The organism is Mesorhizobium sp. M0615 (assembly GCF_040320805.1).
GTDB lineage: Bacteria > Pseudomonadota > Alphaproteobacteria > Rhizobiales > Rhizobiaceae > Mesorhizobium.
The window spans coordinates 1-17,041 of sequence record NZ_JAMYQI010000001.1; the positions used below are offsets into that span (position 1 = coordinate 1).

A 17,041-nucleotide genomic window follows, 5' to 3' on the forward strand; every position below is an offset into this window, starting at 1 on the left:
GGGGGCAACCCCGTGACAACGGCCCAAACCGTAAATTCAACCGGCACACGGCCCATCAATCCTCCCGTCCCGCGCTCTGGGCCCCCCCCCCCTCCGGCGCGCTGCGCTCGACACCTCTCCCCCGATCGACGGGGGAGAGGAAATCCAAGTTCTGTCAAGCCGCCACAGCCCGCCGTTCCAGCCCATCCCGGATATACCGCGCGAACTCCTGCGCGGCAGGCGCCGCGCCAAACCTCGGCAAATGCAGATTGATGGAAAAATTCGGCAGCGGCGGCAGCCCGGCATCGAAAGGCAGGATGTCGAGGTCGGCGGGCACGGTGGAGGCCAGCCAGGCGGTGACGGCAAGGTCGGAGCGCACCGTCGCGGTCGTGGCGTCGATGTTGCCGTTCTCGAACACGGTGCGCCATTCCAGCCCGTGCTCGTTCAGCGCCGACAGCACCACCGGGCGGAAGGCGCAGGTGTCGGCGACGATCGACACCGGCAGCGGCCGCTTGGCGCGGGCGACGCCGCCCTTGGCCCCCACCCAGACCAGCCGGTCAATGGCCAGGCACTCACCGGCGGACGGGCCGACCGGTTCCTCGATGACGGCAAGGTCGATAGTGCCGGCCGCAAGGGCCGCGGCAAGATCCGGCGAGGCGGCGCAGAGTAAGGATATCTCAACCTGCGGATAGGTCTCGGCATAGGCCTTCAGCACCGGCGCCAGCAAGGTGCCGACAAGGTCATAGGGAACACCGAGCCGCACCTGGCCGGCGGCCTCGGTGCCCGCCATCTCGGCCCAGATCTCGTCATTGAGGCTAAGCAACCGTTTGCCCTTGCCGAACAGCCGCTCGCCGGGCCGCGTCAGCCGCAAGCCACGCCGGTCGCGCTCGAAGAGGCTGCAGCCCAGCGCCTCCTCCAGCCTTTTGATCTGCTGGCTGACGGCGCCTTGCGTCAGATGCAGCGCGTTCGCCGCCGCCGTCATGCTGGCCTTGTCGGCGACAGTGACGAAGGTGCGGATCAGCGCTGTGTCGAGGTTGCGGATCATGGTTGGCATTATATCTGCTAATGCCAACCATCGCAAACATTGCATTTACTGAAGTATGCAGAAGTCTACCGTAGGGCCTTCGATGGAGGACGCCTCATGTTGCAGCCCATCTTTCCGCTCATCCTGTTTGCCTTCGTGGCCACCGTCACGCCCGGCATCGCCACCACCCTGTCGACCGCTTCAGGCGCGCAGTTCGGTTTTCGCCGTTCCGTTCCCCTATTGGTCGGCAGCGCCGCCGGCCTCGCCACCGTGACCGGTGTTGCCGCCGCCGGGCTCGCCGGTCTGCTGCTGGCCATGCCGTCGCTGCAACTGGCGATGAAAATCATCGGCTCGCTCTATCTCATCTGGCTGGCAATCAAGATCGGCCGCGCCGGGCCGCCTGATCTCGATGTGGCGATGGCAAAACCCAACAGCTTCTTGGGCGGCGCCGGCATTCAATGGATGAACCCGAAGGGCTGGGCGATGGGACTGGGTGCGGCGGCCTCGTTCGCAGCCCTTGCCGACGGTCCGGGACAACTCGCGCTGCTGCTCGGCTCGACCTTCGGCTTCACCGCAGCCATCTCGCTGTCGATCTGGTGCGTGGCGGGCATGGTGCTGGCACGGCTGCTCAAGACCGAATGGCAATGGCGCGCGCTCAACATCGTGCTGGCGCTGGTGCTGGCTGCGTCGATCATTCCGATGTGGCGGGGAGCGTAAACGCAGAGGTCGGCGCCAGTACCGCACCCGGACCTGCAGTCCGACCTCCCCGCAAGGGGAAGGTAAGAGAGCGCGCCTTCTACCCTCCCCCTTGTGGGGTCCGAAGGACAGGCGAGACCCGTGGCTCGCCCCGGTAAGTCGACCCGCATAGCGGGTCGGGGTGGGGGTCCTGGTTAGCGAAACGAACCAGCTACTCTCAGGCCGCGTAGCGGGCCGCGGGCTTGTCGGCGTGCAGGCTGCCATAGAAGGCCTGCCGGGCGCCGAGGAACGTGTCGAGCTTCCCCGCATCGGCCAGTGCCGGCACGGTGACGGCTTCGCCCCTGGATAGGCCCACAAGCGCGGCATCGACCATATCGTCGGCGGTCATGATGATCTCCTTCGGCAAATTGTCGATGTCGCCACCGGCGAGCTCCCAGAAATCGGTGCGGGTCGCGCCCGGCAGCACCGCCTGCACCTTCACATTGGTGCCGGCGGCTTCGCGGTGCAGGGCCTCGGTGAAGTTGACGACATAGGCCTTGGTGCCGCTGTAGATGCCGCCGAACGAGGTATCATAGGCGAGCACAGAGGCGATGTTGACGATGGCGCCGCGGTTGCGCGCAAGAAGCCCCGGCAGAACGGCGCGGGTCAGGCGGGTCAAGGCGATGACGTTGACCTTGATCATGCGCTCGGCCTCGTCGGCGTCGGCCGTTGCCACCACCTGCTGGCCGCCCATACCGGCATTGTTGACCAGCAGCGTGACGCTATCGTCGGCTGCGATCGCTTGCTCGACGCGGCGCACATCATTGTCGTCGGCGAGGTCGGCGGCAATCACGCTGACCTTGCGCTTGTAGGCATATCGCAGCTTTTCAGCCAGTTCCTCCAGCCGGTCGGCGCGCCGCGCCACCAGCACCAGATCGTAGCCCTGCCCGGCCAGCCGGTCGGCATAGACCGCGCCGATGCCGGCCGATGCGCCGGTGACGACTGCGGTACCCTTGTTGTCCTGTCCACTCATTGTCCTGTTCCTTTTTTCTGCCCGGCGAGACAGGTCGATGAACCCTCGTCCCGCCCTGATCTCCAATTAGTGGCATATACCACTTTCCGGGAAGTAGGCATATACCACCATCTTGTCAACGGAGGCGGCAGAAACTATTTCTGCGACAGGCCGGCAGCGGTTTTGCCGGCAAGGAGTCGTGATGAGCAAGACCGCGCTGCCGGGATTCAGCCTTTGCAACAACGCCACGCTGCGGCGCGCCGCGCGCAAGCTCGGCCGCTTCTATGACGATGTAATCTCGCCTTCGGGTCTGAAGGGCACGCAGTACGGCCTGCTCTACCAGATCCATGTCAGCAACGAGCCGGCGATGGGCACGATAGCCGAAGCGATGGTCATGGATCTCTCGGCGCTCGGCCACACGCTGAAGCCGCTGATCCGCGACGGCTATGTCGACACCTTCGCTGACAAGGACGATCGCCGCGTCAAGCGGGTGCGGCTGACCGACCAAGGCCTGGCCAAGCTCGAGGAGACGACGAAATTGTGGACCATTGCCCAGCAGCGCTTCGAGGCGCTGGTCGGCCAGCAGCGAGCGGCAGATCTGCGCGCTATGCTGGATGAAGTCGCGGCGCTGGACTACGACGTGCCCGCAGCCGCCCCTTCAAGCTGAAAGAGCGGCCGCCGGTCCTTTGCAAAGATCTATTCGGCCGGCATGGCGACCGGCCGGGCCGCCCAGCGGCCGGCCAGCACCACCCCAAGCCCGATCAGCGGGAAGATGGCGGCGACCAGGCCGAGGTCGGCCGGCACGCCGTAGCGCAGCACGGCGCCGCCGACCACAGCACCCAGCGCCACGCCGAGATAGAGCGCCGAAGCGTTGAGCGACAGCACGATCGGGGCGGCGTCGGGCGCCAGCTTGATGATACGGCTGGCCTGCGCCGGCGGAAATGCCCAGCCGACCATGCCCCACGGCACCATCATGGCCATCAATGCCGGCCCGGCGAGATGCTGCGGCAGGAAGGTCGGGATGACCGAGAGCATCACCAGCATGACGGCGCTCAGCGCCAGCGACCAGCCGACGGTGCGCGTCGCACCAAAACGGTCGGCCGCCTGGCCGCCGGCTATGTTGCCGATGACGGCGCCGACACCGAAGGCGAGCAGCATGCCGGGCAGCGCAATCGGGCTGAGGCCGCCGCTCTGGATGGCCAGCGGCGCGATATAGGAAAACACCGAGAAGGCGCCGATCAGGGCAAGAGCGGTGGTCAGCAGGATCGGCATGACGCCGGGGCGCAGCGCCGCAGCCAGCCGCCGCCTGAGCGGCAGCTTGGTACCGACAATGCCGCGCGGCAGCCGGTACCACAGGATGGCGCCGACCAGCGCGCCGAGCCCGGCAATGGCAAAGAAGGTCCCGCGCCAGCCGGCTATCGTGGCAACCAGCGCGCCGAGCGGTGCACCGAGCGCAACCGCCACCGTGGTTCCGCCGACGACGACGGCAATGGCCCGCGCCCGGTGGTGGTCATCGACCAGCGCCACCGCCGTGCCTTGAGCGGTAGCGGCAAACAGGCCTGACGACAGCGCCATGATGATGCGGGCAATGAGCAGCAGCTCGAAGGACGAGCTCAGCGCCGCCACCACATTGCCGATGACGAAGAACGCCAGCGTCCACAAGATGACGCGGCGCCGGTCCCATTCGCCGGTCAGCGTTGCCAGGATCGGCGTGCCGATGGCGTAAGCCAGCGCGAAGGCGGTGATCAGCGTGCCGGCGAGCGGAATGGAAATGCGGGCGTCGGTGGCGATGTCAGGCAGCAGGCTGGAGATGACGAAGCCTTCGGTCGAGATCGTGAACGATCCGAGCGCAAGCCAAAAGAGGCGCTTGTCCATAGGGCGTGTCCTTAGTTCAAAAGTTATTGAACAATTGGACATAACAGGGCGTGATGTCAATGAAGCCAGACGAAAATAGCTGAAGCCTGCTGACAGCCCTGTGTCAGGACAGCCATTGGCCAATCGCGAAGCGGACTGTGCATGCCCGCGAAACATGGACGCGTTGAAATCGCCACCGACTGTGCTTAGTTTCGGGCCATGACTTTGCCGCACCCCAATACAGACCAGATCAGCCTGCCGGTTGTGCTCGGCGTGCTTGGCGACCCGACCCGGCTCGCCATCGTGCGCTATCTCGCCAGCAAGGAAGGCGTGCCGCTGAACTGCAGCCGGTTCCTCGACCTCGGCTCCAAGACCAATCTCAGCTATCACCTGGCCAAACTGCGCGAGGCCGGCGTCACCCGCGCCGAAGTGGCTGGCACCAACCGGATGATCACGCTGCGCCGCGCCGACCTCGACGCCCGCTTCCCCGGCCTGCTCGACAGCGTGATTGCGGCGGCCGGAGATGATCCGGCTCTGCCCATCGTCGGTGGCCACGACATCGAAATGCCGGCCTAACCGGTTTAGAAGTCAAGGTCCTAGCGCTGCCAAAAACCGATATGCGGGGCGAGGAGCTCCTCGTCCATCTCGGGGAAGGGTCCGTGGACCTCGACCGGCTTCTGCCCGGAGCCGAGGACTGTGCGCGACGAGAGGTTCATCGTCGGATTCTCGGCGTGGTTGCCAGTCAGCGCGAGAAGCTTGGTCTCCTCGAAGCCGTAGACCAGCCGGCCGATATTGGCCCAGTACAGCGTTCCCGTGCACATCGCACAGGGCTCGCCGGTTGTGACCAGCGTGCAGGACCAGAGGAATTCCGGCGGATAGGCGTCCGCGGCACGCCGGGAGAGCTCCGTTTCGGCGTGGCGCACGGTGTTGATGTTTCCTTGCCGCATCAGGATGCGATCGTCGGGGCCGACGAGCACGCAGCCGAAAGGATGGTGCCCATGCGCGGCAGTCTCGCGCGCGACGTCATTGGCGGCGCGGAGGTGGGCAACCATCTGGTCGCGGGTCATCGCCTGTCCTCCCCCGGATGAACTCTGGAACGTCATGGACGCTAGCAGATGGAGTGCTTCTGCGATAGCCAGCTCCCGGCTGTCTCGAACGGCCTCAAGGGCTTGATAATGAAGGCAGCGGCTTGATAGGAAGCCGGGCCGCAAGCCTCAACGGGCTGCATCAAGGGAGCCCTCGCATGCGCATTGCCGTTCTCGCCGATATCCATGGCAATGTGCTGGCGCTGGATGCCGTCCTCGCCGATCTCGAGAGACGCGGCGGCGCCGATCTCACCGTCAACCTGGGCGATTGCGTCTCCGGCCCACTGTGGCCGCGCGAGACGTTCGAGCGGCTCGAAGCGCTCGACCTGCCGACGGTGCGCGGCAACCATGACCGCCGCGTCGCCGTCGATCCGGCCGACGATGCGATGTGGGCTTCTGACCGGTACGCCCAGGAGCGGCTGACGGAGACGCAGCGCGAAGCCCTGCTCGCCCTGCCCTTCACGCTGGAGATTGTTCCCGGCGTGGTCGCTTTCCATGCGCGGCCCGACCATGACGAGAAATACCTGCTCGACGCGATCGTCGATGGCCAACTGGTGCGCGCGCCGCTTGCCGCTATTCAGCGGCGGTTGCAGGCGCTGGACCCGGCCTGCCGCATCGTGCTGTGCGGCCACAGCCACCGCGCGGAACTGGTCCGTATCCCCGGCGGCCCCATCCTCTTCAATCCCGGCAGCGTCGGCGCCCCCGCCTATGACGACGACACGCCCCCGGCGCACGTTTCGGAGCAAGGCAGCCCGCATGCGCGCTACGGCATCCTCACCTTGGATGGCGAAGAACCCGACCGTTTTGAGACCATCGCCGTCGACTACGACCACGAAGCGGCGGCGAGACAGGCCGCACAGGCGGGCCGACCGGAATGGGCGCATGCGCTGAGGACCGGCTTCATGCCCAAACCCTCTTGGCAAGGCTCTGCTTGACCGCACGGCTGCGCCTGCCTTGGCCTCGCGGCACCAAACATCGGACGCATTTTCGGACTTACATGGCCGCATATCGTCCCTTATAAAACCGCCTTGGCATACGGCAGGACTGCTGCCGCAAGGGTAATCGGCGCACGGCCAAATGATGAGGCGCACAATCCGAACCATTTTGCATCGACTGACTGGCGCTCCGCTCCTGCTTGCGGCCCCGTTGCTCATGGGCTCGTTGTCGGTGGGCCCGTTGTTGGTGGGCCCGTTGTTGGTGAGCCTGCCGGCGAATGCCGAGGACGCGCCTGCCGACATCGTTTCCATCGTGACCGAACTCGGCCCAGGCGATCTCCTCAACATCCGCGCCACGCCGTCGCCTGTGGGCAGAACCCAGGCGCGCCTGCCGATCGGCTCGAGCGTCAGGAATTTCGGCTGCAGCGAAGTGGACGGCCACCGCTGGTGCAAGGTCGAGGAGATCGACAATCCACTGGTCAACGGCTGGGCGCCCGCGCGCTATCTTATCCCCGACAATCCGACCGTGGTCGAAGTTGACGCCGCGCCGCCCCAGGCGACCGCCAGCGCTGAAGCCGGCGGCCCGACGCTCGCGCCCGACATGCCGACGCAGCCGGCCGACGTGGCCGCAGCGCCCCGGACGACTGCACCCGCCGCCTCTGCCGCTCCGGCTGCACCCACTCAGGCTCCACCCACCCCGGCTGCACCCGCGCCGGCTCCACTCGACCTGACGGAGCGCCTTGGCAGCACGGATCCGGGCGCGCCGAAGTCCGCCGCCGAGATCGGCAGGACCGCCATGCAGGATGCTTACGGCCTCGCCTTCGCAGCCAATGAAAGCCCGAGGACGGGCGAGATCCCCGCCACGGAGGCTCCGGCGACGGAGGCCACGGGGACGCCGGTACAGGATTCCGCCGCGTCTGCGGGAGCAGCGCCGGATACGGCGTCCGCGCCGGGGGTACCATCCCCGACGCCACGGCCAGACCAGGCCAAAGCTGCGACCGCTACGCAAACCGTTGCACGGCTGGAACCCCCGCCCGCCCTCGGCGCCACCGCCGAGATCCCCTGCGCCCGCTATGTCGGACAACCGATGACCCGCTGCGCCGTCAACATCGTCCACAATGGCGCCGACAAGGCAGACATCACCGTGACCTGGCCCGACGGCGGCACCCGCGTCATCTCCTTCTCTGCCGGCATGCCGGCCAACTCGGATTTGGGCAAGGACTTCCGCTTCACAAGGGAAGGCAGCCTCAACATGATCCGCGTCGGGGTATCAGAGCGGTTTGAGATTACGGATCAGCTCGCGCTGGGGGATTAGGTGTCAGGCAGTAGGGAATGGGCAATAGGCGCCTTAACCTCGCTCCTGCCCAATCCCCACTGCCTGATCCCTACTGCCTAATCCCTACTGCCTAGCCTCATTTTCGGGGTTACATCTCCCAAAACTCTTCCCTATAAGGCCCTCCTAGCCTGATACCAGAATCGCAAGCACAACCGGCCGGGTCTTCCCGTCCCGGTTTTTCGTGCAAGCCGCTCGCCGAACGGAACTCACAACGATGCCAAGACGCACCGACATCAAGTCGATCCTGATCATCGGGGCCGGCCCCATCGTCATCGGCCAGGCCTGCGAGTTCGATTATTCCGGCACACAGGCCTGCAAGGCGCTGAAGGAAGAGGGCTTTCGCGTCATCCTGGTCAATTCCAACCCGGCCACCATAATGACCGACCCGGAACTGGCCGACGCCACCTATATCGAGCCGATCACGCCTGAAGTCGTCGCCAAGATCATCGCCAAGGAGCGGCCCGACGCGCTGCTGCCGACCATGGGCGGCCAGACCGCGCTCAACACCGCTCTGTCGCTGCGCCGAATGGGCGTGCTCGACCGCTACAATGTCGAGATGATCGGCGCCGACGCCACGGCGATCGACAAGGCTGAGGACCGGGCGCTGTTTCGCGAGGCGATGAAGAAGATCGGCCTGGAAACGCCGAAGTCGATGCTGGCCAATGCCACCGACGTCAAGAACGCCGACCGCAAGACGCATGAGGCCGAGCGCGCCGCCGTCAAGGCCGAGGCGCCTGCCGACCTCGACGCCGCGCTCGACGCGCTGGAAACCCGCTGGAACCTCGGCGAAGGCGACCGCAAGCAGCGCTACATCAGCCATGGCATGGCGATTGCCGCCCAGGCGCTCGACCATGTCGGCCTGCCCGCCATCATCCGCCCGTCCTTCACCATGGGCGGCACCGGCGGCGGCATCGCCTACAACCGCGCCGAATTCTACGACATCGTCCAGTCCGGCCTCGACGCCTCGCCGACCACCGAAGTGCTGATCGAGGAAAGCGTGCTCGGCTGGAAGGAGTATGAGATGGAGGTCGTCCGCGACAAGGCGGACAATTGCATCATCGTCTGCTCGATCGAGAACATCGACCCGATGGGCGTACACACCGGTGACTCGATCACCGTTGCCCCCGCGCTGACCTTGACCGACAAGGAATACCAGATGATGCGCAACGCCTCGATCGCGGTGCTGCGCGAGATCGGCGTCGAGACCGGCGGCTCCAACGTGCAGTTCGCCGTCAATCCGGCCGATGGCCGCCTCGTCGTCATCGAGATGAACCCGCGAGTCTCGCGCTCGTCGGCGCTGGCGTCCAAGGCGACCGGGTTCCCCATCGCCAAGATCGCGGCCAAGCTCGCTGTCGGCTACACGCTGGACGAGCTGGAGAACGACATCACCGGCGGCGCCACGCCCGCCTCCTTCGAGCCAAGCATCGATTACGTCGTCACAAAAATCCCGCGCTTTGCCTTCGAGAAATTTCCCGGCGCAGAGCCGGTGCTGACCACCGCCATGAAGTCGGTCGGCGAAGTCATGGCCATCGGCCGCACCTTCCAGGAGTCCCTGCAGAAGGCTTTGCGTGGACTGGAAACCGGCCTGACCGGCCTCGACGAGATCGAAATCCCCGGCCTCGGCCACGGTGCCGTAGCTGCCAACCACGCCGACGACCGCAACGCCATCCGCGCCGCGCTCGGCACGCCGACGCCCGACCGGCTGCGCATGGTGGCGCAGGCGATCCGCATGGGCACCTCGCTGGAAGACGTGCACGCCATGTGCAAGATCGACCCGTGGTTCCTCGAACAGATCGCCGGCATCGTTTCCATGGAAGCCCGCATCCGCGAGCACGGCATTCCGCAAGACGCAGTCAATCTGCGCATGCTGAAGGCGATGGGCTTCTCCGATGCCCGCCTCGCCTCGCTGACGAAGTCCGACGCCGAAGTGATTCAAAGGATTCGCGAAAAGCTCGACGTTCATCCGGTTTATAAGCGCATCGACACGTGCGCCGCCGAGTTCGCCTCGCCCACCGCCTACATGTACTCGACCTACGAAGTGCCCTTCGCCGGCGCGCTGGCCAATGAGGCGCAAGTGTCATCGCGGAAAAAAGTCGTCATCCTCGGCGGCGGTCCCAACCGCATCGGCCAGGGCATCGAGTTCGACTATTGCTGCTGCCATGCCGCCTTCGCGCTGCGCGACGCCGGCTATGAAGCGATCATGATCAACTGCAACCCCGAGACCGTCTCGACCGACTACGACACCTCCGACCGGCTCTACTTCGAACCGCTGACGGCGGAGGACGTGCTGGAGATCCTGCGCGCCGAACAGGCCTCGGGCGAACTGGTCGGCGTTATCGTCCAGTTCGGCGGCCAGACGCCGCTGAAGCTGGCCGATGCGCTGGAGAAGGCCGGCATCCCGATCCTCGGTACGTCACCCGACATGATCGATCTCGCCGAAGACCGCGACCGTTTTCAGAAGCTGCTGCACAAGCTGAACCTGACCCAGCCGAAGAACGGCATCGCATATTCGGTCGAGCAGGCCCGCCTCGTCGCCGGCGAGCTCGGTTTCCCCTTGGTGGTGCGCCCCTCCTATGTGCTCGGCGGCCGCGCCATGCAGATCATCCATGACGAGGGCATGCTGCAGTCCTATCTGCTCGACACCGTGCCTGGCCTGGTGCCGGAGGACATCAAGCAGAAATACCCCAACGACAAGACCGGCCAGATCAACACGCTGCTGGGCAAGAACCCGCTGCTGTTCGACACCTATCTCTCCGGCGCCATAGAGGTCGATGTCGACTGCCTCTGCGACGGCACGTCGACCTTCGTGTCGGGTATTCTCGAACACATCGAAGAGGCCGGCATTCACTCCGGCGATAGCGCCTGCTCGCTGCCGGTGCACTCGCTGCCTTCCGAGCTGGTCGACGAGCTGGAGCGACAGACGGCGGCCCTTGCCCGCGCGCTCAATGTCGGCGGCCTGATGAACGTGCAGTATGCGATCAAGGATGGCACGGTCTATGTGCTGGAGGTCAATCCGCGGGCATCGCGCACCGTGCCCTTCGTAGCCAAGACCATCGGCCGGCCCATCGCCAAGATTGCCGCACGCATCATGGCCGGCGAAAAGCTGGAAGACGCCTTCGCCCATTACGGCGCGATGCCCGACCCGAGAAACCCCGGCCACATCGCGGTCAAGGAAGCCGTCTTCCCCTTCGCCCGTTTCCCCGGCGTCGACATCCTGCTCGGCCCCGAAATGCGCTCGACCGGCGAGGTCATGGGCCTCGACCGCGACTTTGCGCTCGCCTTCGCCAAGAGCCAGCTCGGCGCCGGCGTCGACCTGCCACGCTCCGGCACGCTGTTCGTGTCGGTGCGCGACGAGGACAAGGCGGGCATCCTGCCGGCGGTCAAGCGCCTCGCCGGGCAGGGTTTCAAAGTGCTGGCGACCTCCGGCACCGCCCGCTTCCTCGCCGAAAACGGCGTCGACGCGCAGAAGATCAACAAGGTGCTGGAGGGCCGCCCCCACATCGAAGACGCCATCCGCAACCGCCAGGTCCAGATCGTCTTCAACACGACGGATGGCCAGAAGGCGGTGTCGGATTCGAAATCGCTGCGCAGGGCAACGCTGATGCAGAAGGTGCCGTATTACACGACGCTGTCGGGCGCTGCGGCTGTGGCGGAAGCGATTGCGGCGCTGAAGGCGGGGAGCCTGGAGGTCAGGCCGCTGCAAGAGTATTTTGCGTAGGCGATATGCCTATCTCTCACTGTGAGGAGACAAAAGGTGGCCGAAGGACGGCACAGGTCCAGCAAACATCGCGCCTCTGTGGAAACCTTGCGCCCAGCCCACGCGTCCATCGGCGCCTGGCAACACCTGATTCTCCAGATCAACCTACAATTTCAACCTGCTTAGAAAACTCCAAAAATGTAGGCTGGTGAATTTGCTTAAGTGATTCAATAACACCCACAAAATTTGGGACCGATTTCTGTACAGCGACCCCAGTTGGCTTGATGAGGGCGGCGGAAGGCAAAGGCTGACGATGCGCCGATCCAGCTTCCCTCACAAGGGAGGAGGAAAACTCACCCCACTGCCACACACTCGATCTCGATGTCGAACTCCATCGGCCATGACGCCACCGGCACGAAACTCCGCGCCGGCGGGTTGACGCTGAAATACCTAGCATAGACCCGGTTGATGGCGTTGTAGAAGCCGGAATTGACGGCGTAGATGCGCACCATCACCACATTGTCCAGCGAGGTGCCGGCGGCTTCCAGGCAGTGTTTCAGCGCCTTCAGCGACGCCTCGGTCTGCGTTTCGATATCGCCACGCACCATCTCGCCGCTCACCATGTCCACCGGCGGCGTCGCGGATATGAACACGAAGCCATTGGCCCTCACCGCCGTCGAGCAAGGCAGCCCGAGCGCCCGCACCTTGGCCGACATGACGGGCACTTCGATGACTTCTTTTTTCACGGTGATGCTCCCTTTGTTTGCCAAGCTGGCGCCAAGGCCCCCTCACCCAGCCTCCGCTTCGCTCGGCTGACCTCTCCCCGAGGGGAGAGGAGCCGGTCAGCGCCAGCGCTTCCCTCTTCTCCCCAGTGGGGAGAAGGTGGCCGCGAAGCGGTCGGATGAGGGGGCCTGCGCCACCTTTGATTGTGAGGAGCTTATCCCCCCGCCCAGCGAACACCAGCGCCGGACCATAGTCCAGCCCTCACCCCTGCCCCGGATAGGGCATGCCGTCCTTGTGCAGAAACCTGCCATCGGAACTCGGGCTCATCATGTCGATGTCGGAGCAAGTGATGAGATCATCCGGATTGCGCGAGCCGACTTCGAGATAGCGCGCCGTTGTGGACGAGCGGTTGATCATGTGGTGGCCGTTGCCGCTGTTCTTGGCAAAGGTCGCGCAGTCGCCGGCCTTGAGCAGCGTCTCGCCGCCATCCTCGACCAGCACCAGTTCGCCTTCCAGCACATAGACGAGCTCGTCCTCATGGCTGTGCCAGTGGCGCTGGCTCGACCAGCCGCCTGATGGCAATGTCATCAGGTTGACGCCGAAATCGGTGAGGCCGCCGGCATCGCCGAGGCGGTGGCGTGTGCGCTCGGCGCAAGGGGCGTCGAAGGGTGCGGGGTAGCCGGAGCCCTTGCGGACAGGCACGGTGGACAGGTCGATCTTGGGCATGGGAGCTCCATTGAATTGGTGGCGGCAGTGTATGTCACTGCCGGCGCAGCCACAGAGCCACTTTGCCGCAATGCCTTGCCAACGGCAGGCATCGCCGTCGCACTCTACGGCGCCCCCCTCTGTCCTGCCGGACATCTCCCCCACAAGGAGGGAGATTGGCTGTCGCCTCAGCCTTCGCCAATTTTCACCGTCGCAAGAAAAGCACGGCGCCGACGCTGCTGATCTCCCCACTCGTGGGGGAGATGTCCGGCAGGACAGAGGCGGGCGCCGTAGAATGCTATTGCTGGCCAGTCACCAACCCTCAACCCTGATGCGCCGCCGCGAGTTCCTTGACGTGCTTCTCGTGCATCTGCAGCGTCGGCAGCGTCTTCTTGGCGAATTCCTTCATCGCCGGGTCGTCGCCCGAGTTGGCATAGGTGCTGAAAAGGGCAACGGCCTCCTTGTGCGCGTCCGTCTGCATCTGGATGTACTTGGCGTCAAAATCCTTACCGCTTGCGCTCTTCAACTCGTCGAGCATTGCCTGCTCCTTCGGCTGCAGGGCCGGTCCCGCGGCTTTGGTCGAACCGGTGGTCTGGCCCTGGCTCAGCGCCGCCTTGAACTCCTTGCCGGCTTTGGTGTGGTCCTTGACCATCTGCTTGGCGAATTTCCTCACGTCAGCCGCCTTGGATTTCTCCTCCGCGAGCTTGCTCGACTGGATTTCGAATTCGTTGGAGCTGGGCACGGTCTTGACGAAGGTTGGGGTATCGACCTTGCTGGCGGCCATGGCAGGCGCGACCGCGGTCGAGTTGGCCGCAAGGGCGGCAGGGGCACCGGCGAACAAGGCGACGGCGGCAATGGTGAGAAGCGTTTTCATCTGAGGTCTCCGATTTTGAAAATTTCCCTCGGCTAATCAAACGCGGCATTGGCGGCAGGGTTGCGTCCGGAGAACTATTCGTCAGCGACCATCTGCCGAAGGGCCGTCCCGAGCCCCTGGCGGACAAACCTCCAGGACAGCACGCCTCGCCATATTGCAGCTGTTCGTTCCAGTTCGGCCGACCCTCAGGCGTGAAATCCATAAGGTTCCACAGGATCTCGCAGATGCCGATGGCGCGCTGATCCTGGTCCTGATGGACGGCGCTGCATTGGGAGCCGGTTGCACTTCCCTGTATTGAGTCTGCAGGTTAGGTTTCCGGAGCTGGGGAGACACATGCAAGAGGATGAAGAGATCGATCTGCGCTGCCCGCAAGTGGTGGCCGACAATGCCGCCAAGGGGTTGAGGCTGCGAAGAGAATTCGGCCGGGGCGGCACCGAGATCGGCGTGGCGCGGGCGACGGAACTCAAGAACCGCGAAAAGCTGGCGCCATCCACTATCCGCCGCATGGTCAGCTACTTCGCCCGCCACGAGGTCGACAAGCGCGGCAAGAATTACGGCAATGAAGACAATCCATCGGCCGGCCATATCGCCTGGCTGCTGTGGGGCGGCGACGAGGGCCGCGCCTGGGCGCTTGAGCTCAAAAAGAAGATCGGCAATGCGCCCGATATCTGAGGGCTACCGCAAAACGACTGGCGGGCCCCAAACCCCCGCCTGGGACCCGCCAAGGAGTGGCTGAACACATGCCGGTGCAGCCGCCCCACATCTGCCAGTCGTCGATCCGCCATCGGTCGAAAGGCATGGATGGTGAGGTAGCATCCGGTTGCGGCGGCCAATGTGAAGCAGTTCACAATCCGGAGGTTTTCAACAGCGCTCGAGCAATTCCAGGAAAGGTGGGAACCGGTTTTCCCGGGAAAAGCGCGTAGCTTTTTCCCCAGGGAATTGCGGCAAGAAAAAAGCCCTTACCCTTCCCAGGCGACAGGCATCATTCCCAGCCGCTCGTAGAGCCGGAGCGCGGCGGCGTTCTCGACCGTGTTGGTCTTGAGGTCGACATGGGCCGCGCCCCGATCCCGAAAGGCGTTGAAAGCCTGCCACATCAGCGCTTCGCCAATGCCTTTGCCGCGTGCTTCGGGATGGACCGCGAGGTCCTTGACGAAGGCCCTGGTCCAGCACAGCGCTGCCGCCGCCAGCCGTCCCTTGGCGTCGATGACCAGGAAACACAGCGCCGGGTCGAATTCGGCATCGCTGGATATGCGCGGCCACCATTCGTCGAACGGGCCGTCAGCGCCGTCCTCGAACACCTCGGTCAAAAGCGCATGCAAGGGCTGCGCGTCACCATGTTCGAAGCAGCGCATGGTAAAGCCGTCCGGCCAGTGCGGTGCAACGAGCGTCTCGTCGAGGATCTTGCGCAGCCGGATGTCGTTTGGAGCCGGCGGGCGCGGTTCAGGCATCGCGCTCAGGCGTCGGGCTGCAGCCGGCGGCGCTTGCGGTCGACACCGAGGCCGGTGGCCTCGAGCAGGCCTTTGCGCTTGGCGTCGAAATAATAGCCGGTCTGGTAGAGCCAATCGGCCTTCTTGGCGTTGCCACCCGCCACCAGCCAGGCGCCACGCAGATATTTGACCGCGTATTTCAGATTAGTCTCGGCGTCGAACAAGCCCTTGGCCGGCCCGTCATAGCCCATGCCGCGCGCCGTCGCGTGCTTGATCTGCATCAGCCCCCAATGGCCGTTATTGTAAGCCTTGGGATTGTAGGTGCTTTCGCGGTTGACGACGTGGCGCACCAGATCGACCGGCACCTCGTAGAGAGCAGCGTATTTCTGGATCAGCCGGTCGACGTCGCCGCGCATGCCGGTCGCATGCTCTTCTTCCGGGAGACCGAGGGGCGCGGCGGGGAACTGGCCCAGGGAAGCAGGGTTCTGCGGCACGACATAGGCTACCTGCTGCACGCCGGGCATGGCGTTCTGGCCGCCCTTGGCGGTCGCCGGCATGACAAGGCCGGCGGTCGTATATTGCGCCGCGACCGGCTGTCCGGCCTTGGCGGGCGCAGGCGCCTGCCAGGCATTGGCGGCCATCACCGCAGGCAGGGCCGGGGCCGTGGGCGTCGCGCCAGCAAAGGCCGCGGTCGCGGCAACCGGCAGCGCAGCGGCATCGAGCGCTGGCGTGGCCGGCGTCGCTTCGGCCGACTGAACGGGTGTTATGCCCGAGGATTGCGGTAGCACCGAAACCGTATCGGGCAGCGGCAAGGTGAAGCCGGCATCGCTGCCGGCGGCGGTCGCGGTTTCGGTTAGCGCAGGCGTAGCCTTCATCTGCGAGGTCGATTGGCAGCCGCTGAGGGCAGCTGCGCCGACGATCACAGAGATCGCGAAAAGGTTGAATTTTGCTGGCAAGCCGCGCGGGTCCGATTTGTCGGTTGTTAAGAAGTCCTTACACCAGCGATTCCTGGTGGGCAATCGGGACCATCTGGTGGTTTTCGGGTGGCGAGAGCCGGGATCAGATGCCATATTGTTCTGCATATGTACCGGTTGGTATCCCGGTTTTCGCCGCTTTGCGGAAAGGAGCGCATCATGGAAACGGCATCTTCGATCACAGCCGGCCACGCAGTGTTAGAAACAGTGATCGGCTTCATGGGCATCGCCTGGAGCGAAAAGGGCCTGATCCGGCTCTGCCTGCCCGAAAGGAGCCGCGAAGCAGTGGAGCGCCGGCTGATGCGGCATGCCGGTGTTGCCGCCAATACCACTGCGAACACTGGGCAGCCGCAATGGGTGGTCGAGCTGATCGCCTCGATCAAGGCGTATGCCACAGGCGAGGACGTCGATTTCTCCGGCGTGCCGGTCGATCTCGACGGCGTCGACGACTTCCGTCTCGCCATCTACGACGCGGCGCGGAAACTGCATTACGGCGAAACCACCACCTATGGCGAACTGGCCAAGCGCGCCGGCCAAGCCGGCCTGCCGCGCGAAACCGGGGCAGCGCTGGGCGCCAACCCGGTGCCGCTGGTCATCCCCTGCCATCGGATTCTAGCCGCGGGCGGCAAGATCGGCGGCTTCTCGGCGCCCGGCGGCTCGGCCACCAAGGAAAAGATGCTGGCCATGGAAGGCGTGCGCGTCGGCCCGCCGCCGGCGGCGCAGGTCTCGTTCGGGTTCTAA

17 protein-coding genes are annotated in these 17,041 nt (G+C 64.9%); 8 read left to right on the forward strand and 9 right to left on the reverse strand.

The window, feature by feature from the left end:
• Positions 1–154: 154 nt before the first annotated feature.
• Positions 155–1,033 carry a LysR family transcriptional regulator gene (locus NKI46_RS00005; protein ID WP_502896770.1) on the reverse strand — a complete coding sequence of 293 codons (879 nt, stop codon included), beginning with the start codon at positions 1,031–1,033 and terminating at the stop codon, positions 155–157.
• An 87-nt stretch (positions 1,034–1,120) separates the two neighbouring features.
• Here NKI46_RS00005 and NKI46_RS00010 point away from each other — a divergent pair, with 87 nt between their 5' ends.
• Positions 1,121–1,720, forward strand: coding sequence for a LysE family translocator (locus NKI46_RS00010; protein ID WP_023705850.1), 600 nt, complete (start codon positions 1,121–1,123; stop codon positions 1,718–1,720).
• A 196-nt stretch (positions 1,721–1,916) separates the two neighbouring features.
• Here NKI46_RS00010 and NKI46_RS00015 read toward each other — a convergent pair whose 3' ends face one another.
• Complete coding sequence (locus NKI46_RS00015) at positions 1,917–2,711, reverse strand: SDR family NAD(P)-dependent oxidoreductase (RefSeq protein WP_023705851.1); 795 nt, start codon at positions 2,709–2,711, stop codon at positions 1,917–1,919.
• Between the two features lie 181 nt (positions 2,712–2,892).
• On the opposite strand from NKI46_RS00015, the gene NKI46_RS00020 reads away from it, so the two are divergent.
• Complete coding sequence (locus NKI46_RS00020) at positions 2,893–3,357, forward strand: MarR family winged helix-turn-helix transcriptional regulator (RefSeq protein ID WP_023705852.1); 465 nt, start codon at positions 2,893–2,895, stop codon at positions 3,355–3,357.
• Positions 3,358–3,386: 29 nt separating this feature from the next.
• Here NKI46_RS00020 and NKI46_RS00025 read toward each other — a convergent pair whose 3' ends face one another.
• Positions 3,387–4,565 (reverse strand): MFS transporter, encoded by a 1,179-nt coding sequence (locus tag NKI46_RS00025; protein ID WP_023683782.1) that lies wholly within the window; start codon positions 4,563–4,565, stop codon positions 3,387–3,389.
• Between the two features lie 198 nt (positions 4,566–4,763).
• On the opposite strand from NKI46_RS00025, the gene NKI46_RS00030 reads away from it, so the two are divergent.
• Positions 4,764–5,120, forward strand: coding sequence for an ArsR/SmtB family transcription factor (locus tag NKI46_RS00030; protein ID WP_023683780.1), 357 nt, complete (start codon positions 4,764–4,766; stop codon positions 5,118–5,120).
• A 20-nt stretch (positions 5,121–5,140) separates the two neighbouring features.
• Here the strand turns inward: NKI46_RS00030 and NKI46_RS00035 are convergent, their stop codons facing one another.
• Positions 5,141–5,611 (reverse strand): nucleoside deaminase, encoded by a 471-nt coding sequence (locus NKI46_RS00035; protein ID WP_023691527.1) that lies wholly within the window; start codon positions 5,609–5,611, stop codon positions 5,141–5,143.
• Positions 5,612–5,787: 176 nt separating this feature from the next.
• Here NKI46_RS00035 and NKI46_RS00040 point away from each other — a divergent pair, with 176 nt between their 5' ends.
• From NKI46_RS00040 to carB, 3 genes are all read left to right on the forward strand, one after another.
• Entirely contained in the window at positions 5,788–6,564 is a 777-nt protein-coding gene (locus NKI46_RS00040; protein ID WP_352744187.1) for a metallophosphoesterase family protein, read from the forward strand.
• Between the two features lie 262 nt (positions 6,565–6,826).
• On the forward strand, positions 6,827–7,879 hold the full coding sequence (locus tag NKI46_RS00045) for an SH3 domain-containing protein (RefSeq protein WP_352744190.1): 1,053 nt from the start codon (positions 6,827–6,829) through the stop codon (positions 7,877–7,879).
• Between the two features lie 235 nt (positions 7,880–8,114).
• A complete protein-coding gene (gene carB, locus NKI46_RS00050; protein ID WP_352744193.1) occupies positions 8,115–11,618 on the forward strand; it encodes a carbamoyl-phosphate synthase large subunit in 3,504 nt (1,167 codons plus the stop codon).
• 332 nt (positions 11,619–11,950) lie between these two features.
• On the opposite strand, the gene NKI46_RS00055 is transcribed toward carB, so the two are convergent.
• From NKI46_RS00055 to NKI46_RS00065, 3 genes are all read right to left on the reverse strand, one after another.
• On the reverse strand, positions 11,951–12,343 hold the full coding sequence (locus NKI46_RS00055; RefSeq protein WP_352744196.1) for a RidA family protein: 393 nt from the start codon (positions 12,341–12,343) through the stop codon (positions 11,951–11,953).
• A 238-nt stretch (positions 12,344–12,581) separates the two neighbouring features.
• Positions 12,582–13,046, reverse strand: a complete 465-nt coding sequence (locus tag NKI46_RS00060) for a cupin domain-containing protein (RefSeq protein ID WP_023672418.1) — start codon at positions 13,044–13,046, stop codon at positions 12,582–12,584.
• Between the two features lie 301 nt (positions 13,047–13,347).
• The gene (locus NKI46_RS00065) at positions 13,348–13,899 is read right to left on the reverse strand and encodes a DUF4142 domain-containing protein (protein WP_352744199.1); all 552 of its coding nucleotides are present in this window, start codon (positions 13,897–13,899) and stop codon (positions 13,348–13,350) included.
• 333 nt (positions 13,900–14,232) lie between these two features.
• Here NKI46_RS00065 and NKI46_RS00070 point away from each other — a divergent pair, with 333 nt between their 5' ends.
• Positions 14,233–14,571 carry a hypothetical protein gene (locus NKI46_RS00070; RefSeq protein WP_023697061.1) on the forward strand — a complete coding sequence of 113 codons (339 nt, stop codon included), beginning with the start codon at positions 14,233–14,235 and terminating at the stop codon, positions 14,569–14,571.
• Between the two features lie 287 nt (positions 14,572–14,858).
• Here the strand turns inward: NKI46_RS00070 and NKI46_RS00075 are convergent, their stop codons facing one another.
• Together NKI46_RS00075 and NKI46_RS00080 are read right to left on the reverse strand one after the other, a co-directional pair.
• Positions 14,859–15,347 carry a GNAT family N-acetyltransferase gene (locus NKI46_RS00075; protein ID WP_023711187.1) on the reverse strand — a complete coding sequence of 163 codons (489 nt, stop codon included), beginning with the start codon at positions 15,345–15,347 and terminating at the stop codon, positions 14,859–14,861.
• Between the two features lie 5 nt (positions 15,348–15,352).
• Positions 15,353–16,282, reverse strand: a complete 930-nt coding sequence (locus NKI46_RS00080; RefSeq protein ID WP_023805970.1) for a lytic transglycosylase domain-containing protein — start codon at positions 16,280–16,282, stop codon at positions 15,353–15,355.
• A 177-nt stretch (positions 16,283–16,459) separates the two neighbouring features.
• On the opposite strand from NKI46_RS00080, the gene NKI46_RS00085 reads away from it, so the two are divergent.
• Positions 16,460–17,041 (forward strand): methylated-DNA--[protein]-cysteine S-methyltransferase, encoded by a 582-nt coding sequence (locus NKI46_RS00085; protein WP_023691537.1) that lies wholly within the window; start codon positions 16,460–16,462, stop codon positions 17,039–17,041.

Coding starts and splice junctions, on each gene's coding strand:
- NKI46_RS00005 (WP_502896770.1), bottom strand. CDS start 1,033: ATGCCAACCATGATCCGCAACCTCGACACAGCGCTGATCCGCACCTTC.
- NKI46_RS00010 (WP_023705850.1), top strand. CDS start 1,121: ATGTTGCAGCCCATCTTTCCGCTCATCCTGTTTGCCTTCGTGGCCACC.
- NKI46_RS00015 (WP_023705851.1), bottom strand. CDS start 2,711: ATGAGTGGACAGGACAACAAGGGTACCGCAGTCGTCACCGGCGCATCG.
- NKI46_RS00020 (WP_023705852.1), top strand. CDS start 2,893: ATGAGCAAGACCGCGCTGCCGGGATTCAGCCTTTGCAACAACGCCACG.
- NKI46_RS00025 (WP_023683782.1), bottom strand. CDS start 4,565: ATGGACAAGCGCCTCTTTTGGCTTGCGCTCGGATCGTTCACGATCTCG.
- NKI46_RS00030 (WP_023683780.1), top strand. CDS start 4,764: ATGACTTTGCCGCACCCCAATACAGACCAGATCAGCCTGCCGGTTGTG.
- NKI46_RS00035 (WP_023691527.1), bottom strand. CDS start 5,611: ATGACCCGCGACCAGATGGTTGCCCACCTCCGCGCCGCCAATGACGTC.
- NKI46_RS00040 (WP_352744187.1), top strand. CDS start 5,788: ATGCGCATTGCCGTTCTCGCCGATATCCATGGCAATGTGCTGGCGCTG.
- carB (WP_352744193.1), top strand. CDS start 8,115: ATGCCAAGACGCACCGACATCAAGTCGATCCTGATCATCGGGGCCGGC.
- NKI46_RS00060 (WP_023672418.1), bottom strand. CDS start 13,046: ATGCCCAAGATCGACCTGTCCACCGTGCCTGTCCGCAAGGGCTCCGGC.
- NKI46_RS00065 (WP_352744199.1), bottom strand. CDS start 13,899: ATGAAAACGCTTCTCACCATTGCCGCCGTCGCCTTGTTCGCCGGTGCC.
- NKI46_RS00070 (WP_023697061.1), top strand. CDS start 14,233: ATGCAAGAGGATGAAGAGATCGATCTGCGCTGCCCGCAAGTGGTGGCC.
- NKI46_RS00075 (WP_023711187.1), bottom strand. CDS start 15,347: ATGCCTGAACCGCGCCCGCCGGCTCCAAACGACATCCGGCTGCGCAAG.
- NKI46_RS00085 (WP_023691537.1), top strand. CDS start 16,460: ATGGAAACGGCATCTTCGATCACAGCCGGCCACGCAGTGTTAGAAACA.